The following is a 21,009-nucleotide window of genomic DNA, read 5'->3' on the forward strand; positions in this document are numbered from 1 at the left end:
CACGACGGCAATGCGCACGTTCATGTTCCCAGTCTTGCCCGAGCCGAGCGTGGACCACCCTCCGGGGCGGACGGCATACACGGATTTCGTGCTCAGCGCGGGCTCCCGTAGGATGGAGCGTCGGTCTCGTGTGCACTCATGCATGCGTGGCCACACTTCCATGGTTCCACTGGTGGCCTCGCGCCGCACCCAGGGTGGGGCCAGCAACGGATTGAGAGGGTATGGCCAAGAAGGACGGCGTCATTGAGATCGAGGGCACGATCGTTGAAGCGCTCCCCAACGCGATGTTCCGCGTGGAGCTCACCAACGGTCACAAGGTGCTCGCACACATCTCGGGCAAGATGCGCCAGCACTACATCCGGATCCTCCCCGAGGACCGCGTGGTGGTTGAGCTCTCGCCGTATGACCTCGACCGGGGCCGCATCGTCTTCCGCTACCGCTGATGCACCACCCTGCACCACCCGATCCCGACCACGCGCCGGCACGTGGGGCCCCAGGCCCACACGCAGCCGGCGCACGATCTGAAAAGACACCAGGCAGATGAAGGTTCAGCCAAGCGTCAAGAGGATCTGCGACAAGTGCAAGGTGATCCGCCGCAACGGCCGGGTCATGGTGATCTGCGAGAACCTGCGCCACAAGCAGCGACAGGGCTGAGCAGAGCACCACGCACGAGCTCGACAGAGATCCACCGCACGCAGCACGACCAGCAGTGAAGCAGCACCCGGCCCCTGCCCACTGGTCACCGACCAGCGCAGGACGTCACCCCCGGCACGGAGGCCGGGGACCGAAGAGGGCACAGCGCCCGTTCCCCGTGGGGAGCTTCGGAACGGTGCCTGCTCCAGACCTCCGCACAACTGATCAGGAGAACAACCAACATGGCACGTCTTGTTGGTGTTGACCTGCCGCGCGACAAGCGCGTCGAGGTCGCACTCACCTACATCTTCGGTGTGGGTCGAACCCGTTCCAAGGCAGCGCTGGTCGCCACCGGCGTCAGCCCGGACACCCGCGTCAAGGACCTCTCGGACGTCGAGCTCGTCTCGCTGCGTGACTTCCTCGAGGGCAGCTACAAGATCGAGGGTGACCTCCGCCGTGAGGTCGCCGCCGACATCCGCCGCAAGGTGGAGATCGGCTCCTACGAGGGCATTCGTCACCGTCGTGGCCTGCCCGTGCGCGGGCAGCGCACCAAGACCAACGCGCGCACCCGCAAGGGCCCGAAGCGCACCGTGGCCGGCAAGAAGAAGGTTGGTAAGTAATGCCTCCCCAGAAGCGTGCAGCTCCCGGCGCCAAGAAGGTGCGCCGCAAGGAGAAGAAGAACGTCGCCCACGGGCATGCTCACATCAAGAGCACGTTCAACAACACGATCATCTCGATCACCGATCCCGCCGGCGCCGTCATCGCCTGGGCCTCGTCCGGCCAGGTCGGCTTCAAGGGCTCGCGCAAGTCGACCCCGTTCGCCGCCCAGATGGCTGCTGAGGCTGCTGCCCGCCGTGCGATGGAGCACGGCATGCGCAAGGTCGATGTCTTCGTCAAGGGTCCCGGCTCCGGCCGTGAGACCGCGATCCGTTCCCTGACCGCTGCCGGCCTCGAGGTCGGGGCGATCAGCGACGTCACGCCCGCGCCGCACAACGGCGTCCGCCCGCCCAAGCGCCGTCGCGTCTGACGCCTGGCCCTGCGAAGATTCTGTGAAGGAAGTCCGATAAATCATGGCTCGTTACACCGGCCCCATCACCAAGAAGTCGCGTCGCCTCAAGGTCGACCTCGTCGGCGGCGACAAGAACTTCGAGCTCCGTCCCTTCCCGCCGGGCCAGCACGGCCGCCGGCGGATCGCGGAGAAGGAGTATCTCACCCAGCTGCAGGAGAAGCAGAAGGCCCGCTTCACCTACGGCGTCATGGAGAAGCAGTTCGTCCGCTACTACAAGGAGGCGGCGTCCCGTCCCGGCAAGACCGGCGAGACGCTCCTGGCCATCCTCGAGTCGCGGCTGGACAACGTCGTCTACCGCGCCGGCCTGGCGCGCACCCGGCGTGCTGCCCGCCAGCTCGTGACGCACGGTCACTTCGTGGTCAACGGGCAGCGCGTGGACGTCCCGTCCTACCGGGTCGAGCAGTACGACCTCATCACGGTCCGCGAGCAGTCGCGGAACACGTTCCCGATCGAGCTGGCTCGCCAGACCTACGGTGAGCGACCGACCCCGGCGTGGATGCAGGTCGTGGAGGGCACCCTCCAGATCCTCATCCACCAGGTGCCGACCCGTGCGCAGATCGACACGATCCTCACCGAACAGCTGATCGTCGAGCTCTACTCGAAGAACTGACACCCCCCTCATCCGGTATGCCGGTGGGCACGGCAGGTGACCCGCTCACCGCAGGCGGCCCACCGGCATACCGATGATGACGTCAGGTGCACCAAGCAGGGCAGGAGTCGCGTCCAGAGTCGACCCCTGCCGTCCGGCGTCATGGCCGGACAGCATCACGAGGCGACAAATAGCGGTCGCCCGTGGGAAGGAACAGAACAGTGCTCATCGCACAGCGTCCCATCCTGTCCGAAGAGGTCGTCAACGACAGCCGCTCGAGGTTCACCATCGAGCCGCTCGAGCCTGGCTTCGGCTACACGCTCGGCAACACCCTCCGGCGCACCCTCCTGTCGAGCATCCCCGGCGCCGCGGTGACGTCGATCCGCATCGACGGGGTCCTGCACGAGTTCCAGACGATCCCGGGCTGCAAGGAAGACGTCACCGAGATCATCCTCAACCTCAAGTCCCTCGTCGTCTCCTCGGAGCAGGACGAGCCGGTCGTGATGTACCTGCGCAAGCAGGGCCCCGGCCCCGTCACCGCTGCGGACATCGCGCCCCCTGCCGGTGTCGAGGTCCACAACCCCGACCTGCACATCGCCACGCTGAACGGCAAGGGCAAGGTCGAGATGGAGCTGACCGTCGAGCGCGGCCGCGGCTACGTCTCGGCGGCGCAGAACAAGGCCGGCGACGCCGAGATCGGCCGGATCCCGGTCGACTCGATCTACAGCCCGGTCCTCGCGGTCAAGTACAACGTCGAGGCCACCCGGGTCGAGCAGCGCACCGACTTCGACAAGCTGATCCTGGTCGTCGAGACCAAGAACTCGATGGCTCCGCGCGATGCCATGGCGTCCTCGGGCAAGACCCTCGTCGAGCTCTTCGGCCTCGTGCGTGAGCTCAACGTCGAGGCCGAGGGCATCGACATGGGCCCGAGCCCGACGGACGCCGCCCTGGCGGCCGACCTCGCCCTGCCCATCGAGGACCTCGACCTCACGGTGCGCTCCTACAACTGCCTCAAGCGCGAGGGCATCCACACCGTGGGTGAGCTCGTGGGCCGCAGCGAGGCGGACCTGCTCGACATCCGCAACTTCGGCGCGAAGTCGATCGACGAGGTCAAGGCCAAGCTCGTCGGCATGGGCCTGGCCCTCAAGGACAGCCCGCCCGGTTTCGACCCGAGCGCCATCGTGGACAACTACGGCGACGACTTCGACGACTTCGACGAGGTGGCCGACGACGGCCGCGCCCTCGCCGAAGACGAGCAGCTCTGACCAACCCACCCTGAAACAGGAGATCCACAATGCCTACCCCCACAAAGGGTCCCCGTCTCGGTGGCGGTCCGGCTCACGAGCGGCTGATGCTGGCGAACCTCGCTACGTCGCTGTTCGAGCACGACCAGATCACCACGACCGAGACCAAGGCCAAGCGACTTCGCCCGTTGGCCGAACGCCTCATCACCTTCGCCAAGCGCGGTGACCTGCACGCGCGCCGCCGAGTGCTCACCGTGATCAGGGACAAGGGCGTCGTCCACCGTCTGTTCACGGAGATCGCGCCCGACATGGAGCTCCGCCAGGGTGGATACACCCGGATCACCAAGATCGGCGCCCGCAAGGGCGACAACGCCCCGATGGCCGTCATCGAGCTCGTCCGCGAGCCGCTGTCCGCCAAGAAGGCCACCGTGAAGGAGGCCGAGGCGGCGACGAAGCGCGCGGCCAGGGATGACCGCACGCCCGCCGCGACTGCTCCTGTGGAGGCCGCCCCGGTCGAGACCGCGCAGGACGCCCCCGAGGCTCCCGACACCCACGCCGACGGAGGCGAGGGCGAGTACGGCGCCGACTCGGCTGCCCCCACCAAGGACGGCTCGGCCCCGGCCGGGTTCGACATCAAGGGCAACAAGGACTCGATGAAGTTCCACGAGCCCGACGGGCAGTGGTATGACCAGACGGTGCCCGAAGTCTGGTTCAGGACCTCGGACGCCGCTCACGCAGCCGGCTTCACCAAGGCCGGCGGCGACGACACCGAGTAGGACCTCGGCACCACCGCGGCGCTGACGGGCACCCCCCACCGCGGGGGTTCCTGTCAGTGCCGCGTCCGTCGCTCGGTCCCACCGCGGTACCGTCGGGGATGACCGGATCCGCGCTGTTGACCGACTCCTTCGCCCGCGTCCAGGGCCTCGTGAGCGCCGTCGTCGACGGGCTCTCCCCCCAGCAGCTCACCCACCGGGTCGACCACGGGGCCAACACGATTGCCTGGCTGGTCTGGCACCTCGCCCGCGTCGAGGACGACCACGTCGCCGCGGCCGCCGAGGTTCTCGGCCGCCCGGGTGTTGCACGGCAGGTGTGGGCGAGCGAGGGGTTCGCCCGGCGCTTCGACCTGCCGTTCGACGACACGGCGACGGGATACGGGCACACCAGCGAGGAGGTGGGCGAGGTCACCGTCGACTCGGCGGCGCTCCTGAGCGACTACTACGACGCCGTGCACGCTGCCACCCTGGCCTTCGTGGCGGGTCTGAGCGACGCTGACCTCGACACCGTCGTCGACGAGCGGTGGGACCCCCCGGTGACCCTCGGGGCCAGGTTGGTCAGCGTCATCGGCGACACGACCCAGCACGCCGGTCAGGCCGCCTTCATCCGCGGCGTCGTCGAGCGCTCGCACGGCTGATGGCGCGCTTGCGCCTGCGCCTCGACGTCGGCTACGAGGGCACCGAGTTCTCTGGCTGGGCTGCGCAACCCGGGCTGCGGACGGTCGAGGACGAGCTGTCCCGCGCCCTGACGATCATGATCCGGGCACCCGAGCCGGTACGCCTGACCGTGGCCGGTCGCACCGACGCCGGCGTACATGCCCGGGGCCAGGTCGCCCACGCGGACGTCGACCCGCAGCTGTGGGCGCGAGTGCCCGGACGCTCCGACCGCACGGCGGAGGACGCGGCGCGGACCCGGCTGACCGGCATCCTCCCTGCTGACATCTCGGTCTCCCGGGTCAGCCGGGCCGCAGCCGGTTTCGACGCCCGTTTCTCTGCGACCTCACGCCGCTACCTCTACCGACTGGCGGACCGTGACGCGGCGCACGACCCGCTGCGACGACGTGACACCGTAATGGTGCGGTCTGAGCTCGACGTCGACGCGATGCGCGAGGCGAGTTGGAACCTGTTGGGGCTGAACGACTTCGCGGCGTTCTGTCGGAAGCGCGAGGGGGCGACGACGGTGCGGACGCTGCTCGACTTCTCGTGGACCAGACTCGATGACGGCATCGTGGCCGGGACGGTCGTGGCAGACGCCTTCTGCCACTCCATGGTCCGCGCCCTCGTCGGCGCCGTGGTGCCGGTGGGGGAGGGGCGGCGCGCGGCCGGGTGGCCGGCCGAGGTGCTGGCCGCCCGGCAGCGCGACCCCGGCGTCGTCGTCATGCCGCCCCACGGACTGAGTCTCGAGGAGGTCGTCTATGCCGAGGATGACCGGCTCGGCGCCAGGGCGGCCCAGACCCGTGCCCGGCGGGTCGCGGCGGGCTAGAGCCAGCGGCGGGTCCTGGCGCAGAAGTCGTCGTAGTCCGCCCCGAACCTCGTTCGGAGATATGCCTCCTCACGGGCGATGACGAACCGGTCGACGAGCAGGATGATGACGGGGAGCCCGAGCAGCGGCCACCACGACCCCACGACCAGCCCGGCGCCGAGGTAGGCGGTGCTCATCCCGAGATACATCGGGTTCCGGGTGACGCGGTAGGGCCCGGAGGTGACGAAGCTCGAGACGGCATGGTGCGGGATAACGGTGGTGCCATGGCGTCGGAAGGTCGAGGCGCCGGAGACTGCGAGCGCCACGCCCGAGGCGACCAGCACCCACCCGATGGACGCCCGCCATCCGTCGGCCGGCATCCGCAGCGGGATGATGCGGTCGAGCAGCCACAGGAGCACGAGGGGCACGGCATACATCAGGGGTGGTGGGATGCGCACGTCCGCGCCCGGCGCTGCGCGGGGTGACTCCCCGGCAGTCACCGGTCAGCGCTCCTGCGGCAGTGGCGGACCGAGGACCTCGAGGCCGTATTTCGGCGCCATCTCGTTCCAGCGCGGGATCTCGACGTCCATGCTCTGCCCGTCCTCGCCCGGGAGTCGCCGCTCTGCTGCCGGGACGCCGACCTCGTCGTAGAGCCGCAGGAGCCCACCTGGCGCGCTCATCCCGAGGAAGCGCACCGGTCGGTCGCCGGTGACCCGGAAGGCGTGCGGCAGGCCACTCGGCAGCCAGATGAAGTCGCCGGCGCCGAGGTGGAAGTCGTCCTCGCCCGCGCGGTAGGTCATCGTCCCGTCGAGGAGGTAGAACCCTTCTGCCTCATGGGTGTGCCGGTGCAGCGGGGTCGCAGTCCCCGGGGGTTGGGTGACCAGCGCGAGCCCGAGAGCGCCACCCGACTCCGCACCGGTGAGCACGTGCTCGAAGAGCGAGCCCATCGCCCAGGTCATCGGCCCGATTCCGGCCGGCCGGTGCACCACGTCGGTCATCGCTGCCTCCTCGTCCAGGTCAATTGACCTGAATTCAATTCCGGTCAATGTTGCTACCGTAGGTCGGGTGACCGAGCCCGTCAAGACCCGCGCCTACCGATCGCCGGTCCGCGAGGCGCAGGCTGCCGCGACGAGGCGCCGGATCCTCACGGCGACACGTGATCTCCTGCGCAGACAGGGGTATGCCGCGACCTCCGTCGCACAGGTCGCTCGCCGCGCGCGGGTCTCGGTCGAGACGGTCTACGCCAGCGTCGGGCGCAAGCCGGAGCTGGCGCTCGCGGTCGTCGACCTGCTCCTCGCCGGCGCGGACGAGACGGTGCCGTCGGAGCAGCGCGACTATGTCGCTGCGGTCCGTGCTGCGCAGGGGGCGGTGGGCAAGCTCGAGACCTACGCCGCAGCCATGGCCCTGCTCATCCCGCAGATCGCGCCGCTCGTCCAGGCGCTGGTCCGGGCCGGGGAGGACGACCCGGCCTGCCGTGCCGCGGCAACCCGGCTCGAGGAGCGCCGGGCGGCCAACATGCGCCTCTTTGCGGCCGAGCTGAGGGCCACGGGCGAGCTGCGGGACGACCTCGACGACGACACCGTCGCGGACCTCATCTGGTCGACGAACGCCGTCGAGTACTACCTCCTCCTCGAGCGTCGTGGCAGGACGGCCGAGGACTACGGACGGCTCCTGACCGAGCTCTGGAGCCGAACCCTGCTCGCGCCGTGAGCACCCGGCATACCGGAGTGGCGGCCTGCGCCCCCGAAAGCATGTGACGCGGGGCCCTTCCTTTGGGAGGGTTGGGCCTCGTGGGTCACCTCGACGTCAACACCGTCTCGTTCTCGCTGCCCGACGGGCGGCCACTGCTCAATGACGTGTCGCTGCGGGTCGGTGAGGGGGCGAAGGTTGCGCTCATCGGGCCGAACGGCACCGGCAAGACCACGCTGGCCCGGATCATCGCCGGCGACCTCGCGGCGCACGAGGGGGCCATCACCCGCAGCGGGGGGCTCGCCGTGATGCGCCAGTTCATCGGAAAGGTCCGTGACGACTCGACCGTGCGCGACCTGCTGCTGACGGTGGCCCCCCCGAAGATCCGCGCCGCATCGGCGGAGATCGAGCGCGCCGAGCTGGCGATGATGGAGCGCGACACCGAGCGGGACCAGCTCGACTACGCCCAGGCACTCGTCGACTGGGGAGACGCCGGCGGCTACGAGGCCGAGACGTTGTGGGACGTGTGCAGCACGAGCGCGCTGGGGGTGGCTTTCGAGCAGGCCCAGTGGCGCAAGGTCACCACCCTCTCCGGTGGGGAGCAGAAGCGGCTATTGCTCGAGGCGCTGCTGCGCGGGACCGAGGAGGTGCTGCTGCTCGACGAGCCCGACAACTACCTGGACGTCCCCGCGAAACGCTGGCTCGAGGACCAGCTCATCGGCTCGCCAAAGACGGTGCTCTTCGTCAGCCACGACCGCGAGCTGCTCCACCGGGTCGCCACGCGCGTCGCGACGCTCGAGCCCGGCGCGGCCGGGTCGACGCTCTGGGTCCATCCGGGACGCTTCGCGACGTATCAGCAGGCCCGGGTCGAGCGCTTCGCCCGGCTGGAGGAGATGCGCAGACGCTGGGACGAGGACCACGCCAAGCTCAAGGCGCTGGTCATCATGTATCGACAGAAGGCGGCCTACAACTCCGACATGGCCACCCGGCTGCAGGCTGCCGAGACGCGGTTGCGCCGGTTCGTCGAGGTCGGGCCCCCGGAGGCGCTGCCGATGCAGCAGAACGTCACGATGCGGCTGCAGGGGGGCCGCACCGCCAAGCGGGCGGTGATCTGCGAACGGCTCGAGCTCGGTGTCGGGACCGCGGGGATCCCGTCAGTTGCCGTTGCGGCGGCAGGGAAGCCGGTGGCGCCCGGGGCGCTGATGAAGCCGTTCGACCTCGAGATCTGGTACGGCGAGCGGGTGGCCGTGCTCGGCTCGAACGGCTCCGGCAAGTCCCACTTCCTGCGGCTGCTCGCAGCCGGGGGGTCCGACCCCGAGCCCGAGCACCGACCCGTCGGCGACGTCGTCCCCACGACCGTGTCCCACACCGGTCGTGCGCGGCTCGGGTCGCGCGTCCGGCCGGGGTGGTTCGCCCAGACGCACGAGCACCCGTCGCTGATGGGGCGCACCCTGCTCGAGATCCTCCACCGCGGCGACGAGCACCGGGCGGGCAGGCCCCGCGAGGAGGCGGCGCGGGCGCTCGATCGCTACGAGCTGGCGCGGGCGTCCGAGCAGACCTTCGAGTTGCTCTCCGGAGGGCAGCAGGCCAGGTTCCAGATCCTGCTCCTGGAGCTGTCCGGGGCCACTCTGCTGCTGCTCGACGAACCCACCGACAATCTCGACCTCGACTCCGCGGAGGCGCTCGAGGAGGGGCTCGCGGCGTTCGACGGGACCGTCGTCGCCGTCACCCACGACCGGTGGTTCGCCCGGGGTTTCGACCGCTTCCTCGTCTTCGGCGCCGACGGCCGGGTCTACGAGGCTCCCGCACCCGTCTGGGACGAGGGGCGGGTGACCCGTCCTCGCTGAGAGCGTGTTCTCCGTGCAGCCGCGGGGGTGAACAGCGAAACTCACTCACAGTCTGCTCTATATTGTCAGGACATTCTTCCCTACGATGGGACCGTCAAGGCGTGTCCGCGAGGAAGCCGGGCCGCACCACCCAAAGGGGAGTCAACGATGACTGCAGTGCAACGCCGGGGACGCATCCTGTGGCGGGTCGTCCCTGCCGCCTCGATCCTGCTCGTGGGGGCCCTCGTGGCCGCGTGCGACAGTGGGTCCAAGGGAACGGCCAGCCCGAGCCAGAATGTGGACGCAAAGAACGTCGACCTGACGATCAGCTCGAACGCCATCAACGGGGGGAAGAACTCCGCCGAGGCGCAGTGGTTCACCACCTTCGTCATCCCGAAGTTCACCGAGGCACAGAAGGCCAAGGGCGTCACGGTCAACGTGAAGTTCCAGCCGTCAGGCGTCGACGACGAGCAGTACAAGGCCAAGATGGCCCTCGACCTCAAGAGCAGGGCGGGCGCGGACATCATGGCTCTCGACGGCATCTGGGTCGGTGAGTTCGCCGACGCGGGCTACCTCCAGCCCCTGGAGAAGGTCGTCGGCCCCTCGGTCCCGTCCTGGGAAGGGTGGGCGCAGATACCCCAGGCGGTGCAGTCCGAAGTCGCCTACAACGACAAGCTGTACGGCATCCCGGCCGGCACCGATGGGCGCATCCTCTACTTCAACAAGAAGCTCTTCGCCCAAGCGGGTCTGCCGGCCGACTGGCAGCCGAAGAGCTGGCAGGACATCCTCGACGCCGGCGCCAAGCTCAAGACCGTCCCGGGTGTGACGCCCATCCAGATCAACGCCGGCACGGCGATGGGTGAGGCGACCTCGATGCAGGGCGCGCTGCCACTTCTCGTGGGCACCGGAGCGGAGATCTACAAGGACGGCAAGTGGCAGGGCAACACGCAGAACATCCGCGACGTCCTTGGCTTCTACAAGGGGCTCATCGACGGCGGGCTCATGGACAAGGGCTTCCAGCAGGCGGCCAAGGGGCGCGACGAGTCGTTCGCCGCCTTTGCGGCGGGCAAGGTCGGGATCCTCGGGGAGGGTGACTACTTCTGGCGCTCGGTCGTCAACCCCAACAAGGGCGCCGCCCCGATGGCCAGCCGGGACACCGATGTCGGCTATGCGCTCATCCCAGCGAAGCAGCCCCAGGCCGGGACCCGCGGACAGGACTACGTCTCCATGTCAGGTGGCTCCGGATACTTCCTGAATCCGAACACCAAGTTTCCCCAGCAGGCCTGGGACCTGTTGACGTTCATCGGCTCCCCGGATGCGGTCAAGGCCCTGCTCGGTGACTCGCCGCGCATCACGCCGCGCAAGGACGTCAACTCGGAGGTCCTCGCCAAGGACCCGCTGCTGTCGTTCATCTCCCAGAAGGTGCTGCCACTGACGGCCTACCGGCCCGGCCTCGCGATCTATCCGCAGGTCTCGCAGGCGCTCCAGCAGGCCACCGCTGACATCGTCTCGGGCAAGTCCGTCGACGAGGCGGCGGCGGCCTACCAGGCGGCGGTCGAGAAGGTCGCCGGCGCCGACAAGGTCGCCAGGTCGTGACGCGCTCCTCCACCGCGCACCCGGTGCGCCGCTCGAGCGGCGCTCGCCGCAGCGGCTCCGCATGAGCGGCTCCGCATGAGCGGCTTCACGTGAGCGGCGCCGGATGACGGCTGCTGCGGGGACGTCCGACGCGGCTGGCCTCGGACGGCCCCGGGCGCTCGCGTTCATCACCCCGGCCTTCCTCCTCATCGGGGCGTTCCTCGTCTTTCCGGCGCTGTGGACGATCTACCTCGGGATCACCGACTTCCGGCTGACCGGGGTGGCGGCCGCCGACCCGAAGATCGTCGGCCTCGCGAACTACACCGAGGCACTGGGCGATCCGGCGTTCCGCCGGTCGCTGATGTTGACGCTGCTCTTCGTCTTCGGGTCGGCGATCATCGGGCAGACGACGATGGGCTTCCTCATCGCGTCGTCGATGCGGTCGGTCCCCAAGGTCGTCAAGACCGTGGTGGAGACGCTCGTGCTCCTTGCGTGGATCCTGCCGAGCTCGATCGTCGCGTTTCTCTGGGTGGCGTTCCTCAACCGTGACGGCGGCACCCTGAGCACCCTGCTCAACACGCCCGACACGGCATGGCTGCTCGAGCACCCGATGCTGTCGATCATCGTCTTCAACACGTGGCGCGGCACGGCCTTCTCGATGCTCCTCTTCTCGGCGGCTCTCGGCGCGGTCCCGCCGTCACAGCTCGAGACCGCGCGGCTTGCGGGAGCCGGTGCGTGGCAGCAGTTCCGGGACGTCGTCTTCCCGCACATCCGTGGTCACGTCCTGACGAACACCCTGCTCATCAGCCTCTGGACGTTCAACGACTTCTCGCCCTACCTGCTGACCGCAGGTGGCCCCAACCATGCCTCGGAGACCCTGCCCGTCTTCATCTACCAGCGGGCGCTCTACGGGGGCGAGCTCGGCTACGGGTCGGCGATCTCGTTCATCATGCTGCTCATCAACCTCGTCATCGCGCTGTTCTACATCCGCCTGCTCCGCGACCGGCGCGGTCAGCGGACACCGGTCGCGCCCGCAGCGGAGTCCTCGCCATGACGCCGGCAGCGATGGTGCGACGGATCCTCTTCTACGCCCTGCTCGCGGTCGTCGCGACGTTCTTCGCGCTGCCGCTGCTCTGGTTGGTGCTCGCGCCCTTCGACGCGCACCCGTCGCTCACCGTGAAGCTTCCGCAGTTCACGCTCGACAACTTCCGCCAGCTCGGCGAGAACCCCTATGCCCTCTCGTCACTGAAGAACTCGGTCCTCATCTCCGGGGGGGCGATGGTGCTCGTCACCGCCCTGTCGGCACTGGCGGCATACGCCCTGTCCCGCGTGCGGGTGCCGGGCCGCAACCTGATCCTCTACAGCCTGCTGCTGCTCTCCTCGATCGTCACGGGGACCGCCGCGATGGTCCCGATCTTCCTGCTGATGTTCCAGCTGGGGTTGATCGACGACCGATCCGGTGTCACGCTCGTCCTCACCGGTGGGCTCCTGCCGGCGGCGATCTTCATCCTCAAGGACTTCATGGACGCGACGCCGGCGTCCTACGAGGAGAGCGCGCGGGTCTTCGGTGCGAGTCCGCTGCAGGTGCTGCGCCACGTGGTGCTGCCGATCGCGAGGCCGGGTCTCGCGACGATCGCGGTCTGGGCGCTCGTCAACGCGTGGGGCGACTTCCTGATGGCCTACATCCTCCTTCGCGACCCGGAGAAGATGCCTGCCGGTGTGCTGATGTACACCTTCTACAACGAGGGTGGCCAAGCGAATCTCTCGTTGATCTCGGCCTTCTCGCTCGTCTACGCGCTACCGGTGGTGGCGCTCTACCTCTTCGTCAACCGCCGCTATGGTTTCCGCTTCCATGGAGGGATCAAGAGCTGATGGCCAGCATCGAACTCGTGGGTCTGTCCAAGGTCTACGACGGAGGGGTCGCCGCCGTCGACGACCTGAGCCTCACCATCGCCGACGGGGAGTTCTTCGCCCTCCTCGGCCCCTCCGGTTGCGGCAAGACCACCCTCCTGCGCACCATCGCCGGTCTCGAGGACGCGACCGCGGGCCGGCTGCTGCTCGGCGGGAAGGACGTCACGAAGCTGTCACCGGGCAAGCGCGACGTGGCGATGGTCTTCCAGGACTATGCCCTGTTCCCCCACATGGACGTCACCGACAACATCTCCTACCCCCTGCGGATCCAGAAGATGCCCCGGGAGGACCGCCGCGCGAAGGCCGCGTTGACGGGGGCCGGGCTGGGGCTGTCGACGCTGATGGACCGTCGCCCGGGGCAGCTCTCGGGGGGGCAGCAGCAGCGCGTGGCGCTCGCCCGGGCCATTGCCTACCAGCCGTCGGTGTTCCTCTTCGACGAGCCGCTGTCCAACCTGGATGCGCGGCTGCGCCTGGAGGCCCGCACCTTCCTCAAGCGCCTGCAGCACGAGCTCAGGGTGACCACGGTGTTCGTCACCCACGACCAGTCCGAGGCCCTCGCGATGGCCGACACCATCGCGGTCATGGAGGCGGGACACATCCGCCAGCTGGGGACCCCGTCCGAGGTCTTCCACCGGCCGGCCAACGTCTTCGTCGCGAACTTCATCGGGTCGACCCCGATGAACCTCGTCCCGGGATCGCTGTTCGGGTCCGAGGTGCCTGAGGGGGACGAGGTCCTCGTCGGCTTCCGGCCGGAGTACACCCGCCTCGGCGGCGGTGGCCGCTACGCGCTGTCCGGGACCGTGACCATCGTGGAGAATCTCGGCGCGACGATGCTCGTGTCGGCACAGTGTGGTGAGCAGTCGGTCCAGGCGTTGGTGCCCGATGGGGACGAGCCTCCGGTGGGCACGGAGGTGACGGTCAGCCCGCACGACCGTCGCGTCCTGCACTATCGGGCGAGCGACGGTGAGCTGCTGACGTCGTCGCCGGCGCACCTGCAGGACCGATGACGCTGTTCGAGCAGAGCGGCACCTGGCGGCCGGTGGACCGGGCGGCGCAGCAGGTGCAGACGCTGTCGTTCGAGATGCCGGAAGGCGTGACGGCGTTCCGGGTGGGCCTGGAGTTCGACAGGTCCGGGGGCGGCGTGCTCGACCTCGGTTGTGATGGTCCGCACGGGTGGGTCGGGTGGTCCGGCGGCGAGCGGTCGTCCGTCGTGATCAGCGAGGAGTGGTCCACACCGGGCTATCTGCCGACTGCGGTGTCGGCGGCGGAGTGGCACGTCGTGGTCGGCCTTCACGAGGTGCCGGCTGCGGGGGTCGACTACCGGGTCGTCGTCAGCAGGGCCACCGCCGCCGACGTCGCCGCCGAACGGCGGGCTCAACCCGCAGCCCCCCCGGTGCCGGAGCGCCCCCCGGGCCGCGACCTGCCCGCCGTGGACGGGATGCGGTGGCTTGCTGCGGACTTCCACGCCCACACCCTCCACTCCGATGGCGCCCTCAGCATCGACGAGCTCGCCGCGCTCGCGGTGTCACGCGGTCTCGACGTCCTGGCGGTGACCGACCACAACACGACGAGCCACCATGCCCACCTGGCTCAGGTGGGCGAGCGCTACGGCATCACCTTGGTCCCCGGGCAGGAGGTGACCACGGATCGGGGCCACGCGAACGCGTTCGGTGACATCGGCTTCGTGGACTTCCGTCGACCGGGCAGGCAGTGGCAGCGCGACGTCGCGGAGCGGGGCGGCATCCTCTCGGTGAACCACCCGCTCGGCGGCGACAGCTGCTGGCGGATGGAGCTCGACCAGCCCACCGCGGTGGCCGAGATCTGGCACTCGTCGTGGCACGCCCTGCCGGTGCTCCGGAACTGGGGCGGGCCGCTCGCGTGGTGGCTGTCATGGGGAAAGGACACGGTGCCCATCGGTGGCAGCGACTTCCACCGCGAGGGCAGCGACGCCCTCCCGGGTTCGCCGACGACGTGGGTGCTCTGCGAGGGGCAGGACGTCCTGGGTGGCGTCGCGGCGGGACGCACTGCCGTCGGGGTCGACCCGCAGGGGCCGGTCCTGCTGCGGGTCGGGGACGAGCTCATGGCGCTGGGCGCAGACGGTGCCCTGTTGTCGACCTTCGAGGAGGGTCGGCGCCGGATCGTCGGCGACCGGGTCGTCCTGCCCGCCGCTGCGGGTCCGTGGTGGCTCGAGGATGACCACCGGTGCGTGCTCGCACTCTGCCTCTGAGGCAGCCCAACGCGTGCTCAGCCTGCCGGTTCTCTCCCGCGCACGGTGGATCACCAGCGGGGGCGCAGCAGACGGAACCGGACCCGCTCCCCGGGCCGGGACTGGGCGAGGGCGTCGGTGTCCTCGTCGAGCACCACGGCAATGACGGGGTAACCGCCCGTGGTGGGGTGGTCGGCCGAGAAGACCAGGGGCTGGCCGGACGCGGGCACCTGGACGCCCCCCCTGACGACCCCTTCGCTCGGCAGCTCACCGGGGCGTCGGCGATCGAGGCTCGGGCCGGCGAGGCGCACGCCCACCCGGTCGCTGTCGGCCGTGACCGTCCATGAGGAGCCGGTGAGGGTCGCCATCGCCCCGGGCGTGAACCAGTCGTCGCGCGGACCCGCCACGGCCCGCAGCACAAGGGCGCTCACCCGCGGCCCTTCCGGGCCGAGGGCGTCCACGCCGACGGGGACCGTTCCGGGGGCAGGCCCGACCTCCAACCGGGTTCCCACCTCCAGCGGTGGTGGCCCCAGTCCCGTCGTCGGGTCGCTGCTGGCGCTCCCGAAGAGGCGTTCGACGACGAGACCACCGCCGAGGGCGAGGTAGGTGCGCAGGCCGCTGGACGGCATACCGACTGCCAGGCGGTCGCCGGCACCCAGGTCGAAGGGAGCGCAGAGCGGCGCAGCAGCACCGTTGACGCTCAACGGTGTCGGCGCCCCGGCGACAGAGACCGTGACGGGACCCCCGGCGCGCAGCACCAGCCCCCCGAGCAGGATCTCGACGGCGGCGGCCCCCTCGTCGTTGCCGACGAGCCGGTTGGCCAGGCGAAGGGCCCGCCGGTCCGCCGCCCCGCTGGTCGTCACACCCAAGGCGGCGTGGCCGGGCCGGCCGAGGTCCTGGATGGTCGCCAGCGGGCCGACGACCTCGACCACGAGCGACGTCACCCTGACACCTCGACGAACTGGATGCGGCGTCCTGGCAGGAGCAGTGCCGGCGGCTCCCGTGCACCGTCCCACATCACCTCGTCGGTGTGGCCGATGAGCTGCCAGCCCCCGGGGGACGGTCGCGGATAGACCCCGGTGAACGGGCCGGCCAGTCCGACGGAGCCGGGAGGGATCCGGGTCCTCGGCGAGTCGCGGCGCGGCACGTCGAGGCCGCCGTCGTCGCCGACAAGATAGCCGAAACCCGGTGCAAATCCAGAGAACTCGACGGTCCAGAGCTGCCCCGTATGCCGGGTGACCACCTCTGCGGGATGGATCCCGAGGTGGCGGGCGACGTCGGGGAGGTCGGGGCCGTCGTAGCGCACGGCGAGCCGCAGGGACGGGGCGTCGGGCGCGGCGCTCGCGTCGTCGACGTCCCTGAGGTCAAGGGCCCGAAGCCGGGCCGCGACGCCCTGCAGGTCGTCGGGGGACGCGACCTTCACGAGGACGGTCCGCGCTGCGGGGACGTGGTCGACGACGCCGACCAGGGGAGTCCGACGCAGGACGGTGTCGAGGCGGCGGCGTCCGGCAGCGTCGTCGAGCTCGACGAGGATGGCGACGTCGCCACAGGGCAGGAGCCTCACGCGGTGAAGGCGGCGAGCTCCACGCCGGCCGCCTCGAGGGCACGCCGGACGGCCCCCGCCATGGCCACGGCCCCGGGAGAGTCTCCGTGCACGCAGATGGACCCGGCCCGGAACGCGATCTCGGTGCCGTCGACGGCGCTCAGACGACCCTCGGTGACGAGGCGGACGACCCGGGCGGCCACCACGGCGGGGTCGTGGAGGACGGCGCCCGGCTCCCGGCGCGACACGAGGGTGCCCTCGGCGGTATAGGCCCGGTCGGCGAAGGCTTCGGCGATGGTGCGGAGTCCGCGGCGTCCGGCCACCTCGAGCAGGACCGAGCCGGGGAGGCCGAGCAGACGGAGGTCGCTGGGATGGTCGGCCACGGCGGCCACCACCGCCTCGGCCTGGTCACGGTGGTGGACCACGGCGTTGTAGAGCGCGCCGTGGGGCTTGACGTAGGTGACGGCGCCGCTGAGGGATCGGGCGATGCCGTCGAGAGCGCCGATCTGGTAGAGCACGTCGGCGTAGAGGGCGTCCGGCTCGATGTCGATGAACCGCCGTCCGAAGCCGGCCAGGTCGCGGTAGCCCACCTGGGCCCCGATGGCCACGCCGCGCTCGACCGCGCCCCGACAGGTCGTGACGAGGGTCGCGGGGTCGCCCGCGTGGAAGCCGCACGCGATGTTGGCCGAGGTGACGAGACCGAGCAGACCGGCGTCGTCCCCCAGGGTCCAGCGCCCGAACGACTCACCCATGTCGGCGTTGAGATCCACCTGCTGCGGAGGGGGCATGTCCCTAGATTGTTCAACAACACTCCGTCTGTCAAGATGTGCGACGGGATCAGTCCCGTTCCCCTGGGCCAGACACCCTGTGGCAGATCTCGAGAGGGACGCGATGGCCAGGCTCGCGGCGGACGCCGTCGTCGACACGCTCCGTGCGTCGATCCTCGGGGGGCGCCTGGGGCCGGGGGACCGGCTCGACGAGACCATCCTGGTCGGGCGGCTGGACGTCAGCCGCAACACCCTGCGCGAGGCCTTCCGGGTGCTGGCCCACGAGCACCTCGTGGAGCACCTGCCCAACCGTGGGGTGTTCGTGCGCCGGTTGACCGTCAAGGAGGCCCAAGACGCCTACCGGACCCGCCGCCTCCTCGAGTGCGGGGCATTGAGGGAGGCCGCACTGCGCCAAGCCGTTGCGCCGTCACTCGACTCCGCGCAGAGTCAGGTGTTCGAGATGGACTGGCAGCGCTCGGTCTCTGCGATCCGGGCGGCCGTGGATGCGGGGGTCAGGGCTGCAGCGGACGCTTCCTGGGAGGCGTTGGGGACGGCGAACGGTGAGTTCCACCTCGCCCTGGCGACCCTGGCCGACAACGACGTCATCGATCGCACCCTCCGCAGTCTCCTGACCGAGATGCGGCTGCTCTTCCTCGTCGCCGACGAGGCGCGTGACGTGCACGAGCGCTATCTCGAGGACAACGTCCACGTCGCCTCCCTCGTCGAGGCGGGCGAGCTGGTCCGGGCCTCGATCGTGCTGGAGGAGTATCTCCTGCGCGCGGAGCAGCACCTCGTCGGGCGCTATGCGGAACAGCTGAAGGGCTGAGAGGTGGACGGGAGTTGTCCACGATGTGACCCAGGTCATCCGAGGCTCTTGCAGGGATTGTTGAACAATGTCTAGAGTGCACAGCGGCGCATTCCCGCGCCGCCCGCCCCAACAGCGAGGTGTGCACGCATGTGGGTCCTGCTTGCGGTGGCCGTCGTGGTCGTCGGCTTTGCCCTGAAGCTCAACTCGATGCTCGTCGTGACGCTCGCCGGGATCGTCGCCGGGCTGATCGCTGGCCTCACCCCCGTCAAGATCATCGAGGCCTTCGGCACCGGCTTCGCGGGGAGCCGGTCGGTCACTGTCTTCATCGTCGTCCTGCCCGTCATCGGCCTGATCGAGCGCTACGGTCTGCAGCACCAGGCCCGCACCCTCATCGGCAAGCTGCGGGGCCTGACGACCGGCCGTCTGCTCGCGACCTACCTCTTCATCCGGCAGGCCTCTGCTGCCCTCGGACTGACCGCGATCGGGGGGCCCGCCCAGGCGGTGCGTCCGATCGTGGCGCCGATGTCGGAGGCCGCCGCCGAGCGGGTGCACGGCCCGCTGTCGCTCCGGATGCGGGAGAAGGTCCGCTCCTACGCCGCGTCGGCGGACACCGTCGGGCTGTTCTTCGGGGAGGACATCTTCGTGGCCATCGGCTCCATCCTGCTCATCACCGGATTCGTCGACACCACCTACGGACTGAAGCTCGATGCGCTCCAGATCGCGCTGTGGGCCATCCCCACGGCCATCTGCGCGTTGCTGATCCACGGCGGGCGGATGCTGCGCCTGGACCGGCAGCTGGCCGTGATGGCCAAGGAACCCCGCACCGAGTCCATGACGGCGGGTGAGCCCCGATGATCAAGGTCGAATGGTTCTACTGGGTCTGTGCCGCGATCTTTCTCGTCGTGGCCGTCATCCGCCTCACCGACCGTAGCGACCGCAAGCGCTACGGCAGCGCGGCGTTCTGGGCCGTCCTGGCCTTCGCCTTCGTCTACGGCACGCTGGTCGTCGCCAAGACGGGCAGCGCCCTCGTCGAGGGCGTCGCAGTCCTGGCCCTCGCAGCGTTGGCCGGTCTCGGTTTTCCGGGCAAGGGCCGCGACGACACCACCTCCGCCGAGGAACGGGTCACCCTGGCCGAGCGATACGGCAACACGCTCTTCGTCCCCGCCCTGCTCATCCCCGTCATCGCCGTGATCTTCGGGGCCGCCCTGGCCACGGTCACGGTCGGCCAGGGCCTGCTCCTCGAGAAGGGTTCGGCGACGATCATCGGGCTCGGGGTGGCAGCGATCATCGCCCTCGTCGTCGGCATGCTGCTCTTCCACGTCAGGAGCCCCGTGGTTGCGTTCCGTGAGGGTGACCGCCTCCTCGGCCACATCGGCTGGGCGGCGATCCTGCCGCAGTTCCTCGCCACCCTCGGGCTGCTGTTCAACCAGGCCGGCGTCGGCAAGGCCGTGGGCGACGTCACGAACTCGGTCCTGCCCCGAGGGGTGCTCTTCCTCGCCGTCGTCGTCTACTGCCTGGGCATGGCCCTGTTCACGATCATCATGGGCAACGCCTTCGCGGCCTTCCCGGTGATGACGGCAGCGGTCGGCTGGCCGATCCTCGTCCAGCAGTTCAACGGCAACCCGCCGGCCGTCTTCGCGATCGGCATGCTTGCGGGCTTCTGCGGCACGCTCGTCACGCCGATGGCCGCCAACTTCAACCTCGTTCCTGCGGCGCTGCTCGAGCTCAAGGACCAGTACGGCCCGATCAAGGCCCAGATCCCGACGGCGGCCCCGCTGTGGGTCGCCAACGTCCTGATCATGTTCTTCTTCGCTTTCCCCCGCTGAAGGTGACACCCCATGACCGATCGCACCCCACAGACCTGGCGCACGGCATACGCGCGGCGTTGGGGGCAGACCATCCCGGCGGTGCTCGCGACCTCCTATCCCTATGCGGCGCAACATGTCTCGCAAGGGCCTGACGATGTCGACGTCACCCCCGAGCGGCTCCACCCGGCCTTCCACGGGTGTCTCGACTGGCACTCCTCGGCGCACATGCAGTGGTCGGCGATCCGGCTGCTGACCCTCGCGCCCGACGACCTCGGCGCGGAGGTGCGGGCGGGCCTCGTGGCGGTCCTCGACGAACGGCTGACGCTGGAGAACTGCCGGGTCGAGGCGGACTACCTGAGGGCGACCCCCCGCTACGAGCGGCCCTACGGGTGGGGCTGGGCGGCCCTGCTCGCCCTCGCCGCCCGCGACTGCCCGCTGCGTGAGGCGAGCGGCTGGGCGGTCGCCACCCGGCCGTTGTTCGACGCCGTCGCGGATCTGGTCGTCGACTGGCTGCCCAGGCTCGCCTATCCGGTCAGGCACGGTGAGCACTCCAACCTCGCCTTCGGGCTGGCCCTCGTGCACGAGGCGGCTCGCGGCCTCGGTCGCGACGACGTGGTCGCCGTCATCGCGGACCACGCCCGGCGCTGGTTCGGGTCCGACCGCGACTACCCCTCGCGGTGGGAGCCCAGCGGCAGCGACTTCCTCTCGCCCGCGCTCTGCGAGGCTGACCTCATGCGCCGCGTCCTGCCAGCCGGGGAGTATGCCGGGTGGCTGTCCGGTTTCCTTCCCCACCTCGCTGCCGAGGGGGACCCGCTGCTCGAGGTGCCGCAGGTCCTCGACCGCACCGATGGCAAGGCGGTGCACCTCTTCGGACTGGCGCTGTCGCGTGCCTGGCAGCTCCGGGGCCTGACGCCGTTCATGGGCGAGGCGGCCGCGGCGAGAGTTGCCGAAGCCTCGCGACGCCAGGTCGAGGAGGTCGAGCGAGAGATCATCGAGGGGGACTTCATGTCGACCCACTGGCTGGTCTCGTTCGCGCTCCTGGCCGTCACGGCCGAAGAGCGCTGATCACTGGTCGAGGCCCACGTCTCTGCCTGTCTGACCGACCG

The 21,009-nt window shown here is 69.8% G+C and carries 25 protein-coding genes; 20 read left to right on the forward strand and 5 right to left on the reverse strand.

What is annotated here, in order from left to right; translation table 11 throughout:
- The first annotated feature begins 221 nt into the window (after positions 1-221).
- From infA to truA, 9 genes are all read left to right on the forward strand, one after another.
- Complete coding sequence (gene infA, locus ACLL9L_RS10490; protein WP_411284599.1) at positions 222-443, forward strand: translation initiation factor IF-1; 222 nt, start codon at positions 222-224, stop codon at positions 441-443.
- 97 nt (positions 444-540) lie between these two features.
- Positions 541-654, forward strand: coding sequence for a 50S ribosomal protein L36 (gene rpmJ, locus ACLL9L_RS10495; protein ID WP_034715213.1), 114 nt, complete (start codon positions 541-543; stop codon positions 652-654).
- A gap of 221 nt (positions 655-875) precedes the next feature.
- The gene (rpsM, locus tag ACLL9L_RS10500) at positions 876-1,253 is read left to right on the forward strand and encodes a 30S ribosomal protein S13 (protein WP_411284600.1); all 378 of its coding nucleotides are present in this window, start codon (positions 876-878) and stop codon (positions 1,251-1,253) included.
- Entirely contained in the window at positions 1,253-1,660 is a 408-nt protein-coding gene (gene rpsK, locus ACLL9L_RS10505; RefSeq protein ID WP_411284601.1) for a 30S ribosomal protein S11, read from the forward strand. The genes rpsM and rpsK overlap by 1 nt, the downstream gene beginning before the upstream one ends.
- Positions 1,661-1,703: 43 nt before the next feature.
- Positions 1,704-2,312, forward strand: coding sequence for a 30S ribosomal protein S4 (rpsD, locus tag ACLL9L_RS10510; RefSeq protein ID WP_411284602.1), 609 nt, complete (start codon positions 1,704-1,706; stop codon positions 2,310-2,312).
- Positions 2,313-2,512: 200 nt separating this feature from the next.
- Positions 2,513-3,556 (forward strand): DNA-directed RNA polymerase subunit alpha, encoded by a 1,044-nt coding sequence (locus ACLL9L_RS10515; protein ID WP_411284603.1) that lies wholly within the window; start codon positions 2,513-2,515, stop codon positions 3,554-3,556.
- 29 nt (positions 3,557-3,585) lie between these two features.
- Positions 3,586-4,311, forward strand: a complete 726-nt coding sequence (rplQ, locus tag ACLL9L_RS10520; protein ID WP_411284604.1) for a 50S ribosomal protein L17 — start codon at positions 3,586-3,588, stop codon at positions 4,309-4,311.
- Positions 4,312-4,409: 98 nt separating this feature from the next.
- Entirely contained in the window at positions 4,410-4,946 is a 537-nt protein-coding gene (locus tag ACLL9L_RS10525) for a mycothiol transferase (RefSeq protein WP_411284605.1), read from the forward strand.
- A complete protein-coding gene (gene truA, locus ACLL9L_RS10530) occupies positions 4,946-5,791 on the forward strand; it encodes a tRNA pseudouridine(38-40) synthase TruA (RefSeq protein WP_411284606.1) in 846 nt (281 codons plus the stop codon). Before ACLL9L_RS10525 ends, truA begins: the two co-directional genes overlap by 1 nt.
- Here truA and ACLL9L_RS10535 read toward each other — a convergent pair.
- Both ACLL9L_RS10535 and ACLL9L_RS10540 read right to left on the reverse strand, forming a co-directional pair.
- Positions 5,788-6,270, reverse strand: coding sequence for a methyltransferase family protein (locus ACLL9L_RS10535; RefSeq protein ID WP_411284607.1), 483 nt, complete (start codon positions 6,268-6,270; stop codon positions 5,788-5,790). The genes truA and ACLL9L_RS10535 overlap by 4 nt on opposite strands.
- Before the next feature lie 3 nt (positions 6,271-6,273).
- Positions 6,274-6,768, reverse strand: a complete 495-nt coding sequence (locus ACLL9L_RS10540; protein ID WP_411284608.1) for a dimethylsulfonioproprionate lyase family protein — start codon at positions 6,766-6,768, stop codon at positions 6,274-6,276.
- 67 nt (positions 6,769-6,835) lie between these two features.
- Here ACLL9L_RS10540 and ACLL9L_RS10545 point away from each other — a divergent pair, with 67 nt between their 5' ends.
- From ACLL9L_RS10545 to ACLL9L_RS10575, 7 genes are all read left to right on the forward strand, one after another.
- Positions 6,836-7,480, forward strand: coding sequence for a TetR/AcrR family transcriptional regulator (locus ACLL9L_RS10545; RefSeq protein ID WP_411284609.1), 645 nt, complete (start codon positions 6,836-6,838; stop codon positions 7,478-7,480).
- Between the two features lie 80 nt (positions 7,481-7,560).
- The gene (locus ACLL9L_RS10550) at positions 7,561-9,306 is read left to right on the forward strand and encodes an ABC-F family ATP-binding cassette domain-containing protein (protein WP_411284610.1); all 1,746 of its coding nucleotides are present in this window, start codon (positions 7,561-7,563) and stop codon (positions 9,304-9,306) included.
- A gap of 147 nt (positions 9,307-9,453) precedes the next feature.
- The gene (locus ACLL9L_RS10555) at positions 9,454-10,881 is read left to right on the forward strand and encodes an extracellular solute-binding protein (protein WP_411284611.1); all 1,428 of its coding nucleotides are present in this window, start codon (positions 9,454-9,456) and stop codon (positions 10,879-10,881) included.
- 103 nt (positions 10,882-10,984) lie between these two features.
- Positions 10,985-11,914: a carbohydrate ABC transporter permease gene (locus tag ACLL9L_RS10560; protein ID WP_411284612.1), complete on the forward strand. Its 930-nt coding sequence runs from the start codon at positions 10,985-10,987 to the stop codon at positions 11,912-11,914.
- Positions 11,911-12,732 (forward strand): carbohydrate ABC transporter permease, encoded by an 822-nt coding sequence (locus ACLL9L_RS10565; RefSeq protein WP_411284613.1) that lies wholly within the window; start codon positions 11,911-11,913, stop codon positions 12,730-12,732. The genes ACLL9L_RS10560 and ACLL9L_RS10565 overlap by 4 nt, the downstream gene beginning before the upstream one ends.
- On the forward strand, positions 12,732-13,778 hold the full coding sequence (locus ACLL9L_RS10570; RefSeq protein WP_411284614.1) for an ABC transporter ATP-binding protein: 1,047 nt from the start codon (positions 12,732-12,734) through the stop codon (positions 13,776-13,778). Before ACLL9L_RS10565 ends, ACLL9L_RS10570 begins: the two co-directional genes overlap by 1 nt.
- Positions 13,775-14,998 carry a CehA/McbA family metallohydrolase gene (locus ACLL9L_RS10575; RefSeq protein ID WP_411284615.1) on the forward strand — a complete coding sequence of 408 codons (1,224 nt, stop codon included), beginning with the start codon at positions 13,775-13,777 and terminating at the stop codon, positions 14,996-14,998. The genes ACLL9L_RS10570 and ACLL9L_RS10575 overlap by 4 nt, the downstream gene beginning before the upstream one ends.
- Positions 14,999-15,048: 50 nt before the next feature.
- On the opposite strand, the gene ACLL9L_RS10580 is transcribed toward ACLL9L_RS10575, so the two are convergent.
- Genes ACLL9L_RS10580 through ACLL9L_RS10590 form a run of 3 tightly spaced genes read right to left on the reverse strand, consistent with a single transcriptional unit; the run spans position 15,049 to position 17,308 of the window.
- A complete protein-coding gene (locus ACLL9L_RS10580; RefSeq protein WP_411284616.1) occupies positions 15,049-15,921 on the reverse strand; it encodes a biotin-dependent carboxyltransferase family protein in 873 nt (290 codons plus the stop codon).
- The gene (locus ACLL9L_RS10585; RefSeq protein WP_411284617.1) at positions 15,918-16,541 is read right to left on the reverse strand and encodes a 5-oxoprolinase subunit B family protein; all 624 of its coding nucleotides are present in this window, start codon (positions 16,539-16,541) and stop codon (positions 15,918-15,920) included. The genes ACLL9L_RS10580 and ACLL9L_RS10585 overlap by 4 nt, the downstream gene beginning before the upstream one ends.
- Entirely contained in the window at positions 16,538-17,308 is a 771-nt protein-coding gene (locus tag ACLL9L_RS10590) for a LamB/YcsF family protein (RefSeq protein ID WP_411284618.1), read from the reverse strand. Before ACLL9L_RS10590 ends, ACLL9L_RS10585 begins: the two co-directional genes overlap by 4 nt.
- Positions 17,309-17,411: 103 nt before the next feature.
- Between ACLL9L_RS10590 and ACLL9L_RS10595 the strand changes: the two genes are divergently transcribed.
- The 4 genes from ACLL9L_RS10595 (at position 17,412) to ACLL9L_RS10610 (ending at position 20,968) form a co-directional block, all read left to right on the forward strand.
- The gene (locus ACLL9L_RS10595; RefSeq protein ID WP_411284619.1) at positions 17,412-18,113 is read left to right on the forward strand and encodes a GntR family transcriptional regulator; all 702 of its coding nucleotides are present in this window, start codon (positions 17,412-17,414) and stop codon (positions 18,111-18,113) included.
- A gap of 129 nt (positions 18,114-18,242) precedes the next feature.
- A complete protein-coding gene (locus ACLL9L_RS10600; protein WP_411284620.1) occupies positions 18,243-18,950 on the forward strand; it encodes a DUF969 domain-containing protein in 708 nt (235 codons plus the stop codon).
- Positions 18,947-19,921: a DUF979 domain-containing protein gene (locus ACLL9L_RS10605; protein WP_411284621.1), complete on the forward strand. Its 975-nt coding sequence runs from the start codon at positions 18,947-18,949 to the stop codon at positions 19,919-19,921. Before ACLL9L_RS10600 ends, ACLL9L_RS10605 begins: the two co-directional genes overlap by 4 nt.
- Positions 19,922-19,933: 12 nt before the next feature.
- Positions 19,934-20,968 (forward strand): DUF2891 family protein, encoded by a 1,035-nt coding sequence (locus ACLL9L_RS10610; RefSeq protein ID WP_411284622.1) that lies wholly within the window; start codon positions 19,934-19,936, stop codon positions 20,966-20,968.
- Positions 20,969-21,009: the final 41 nt, after the last annotated feature.

It is taken from the genome of Lapillicoccus sp. (assembly GCF_046595215.1).
Classification (GTDB): Bacteria; Actinomycetota; Actinomycetes; order Actinomycetales; family Dermatophilaceae; genus Lapillicoccus.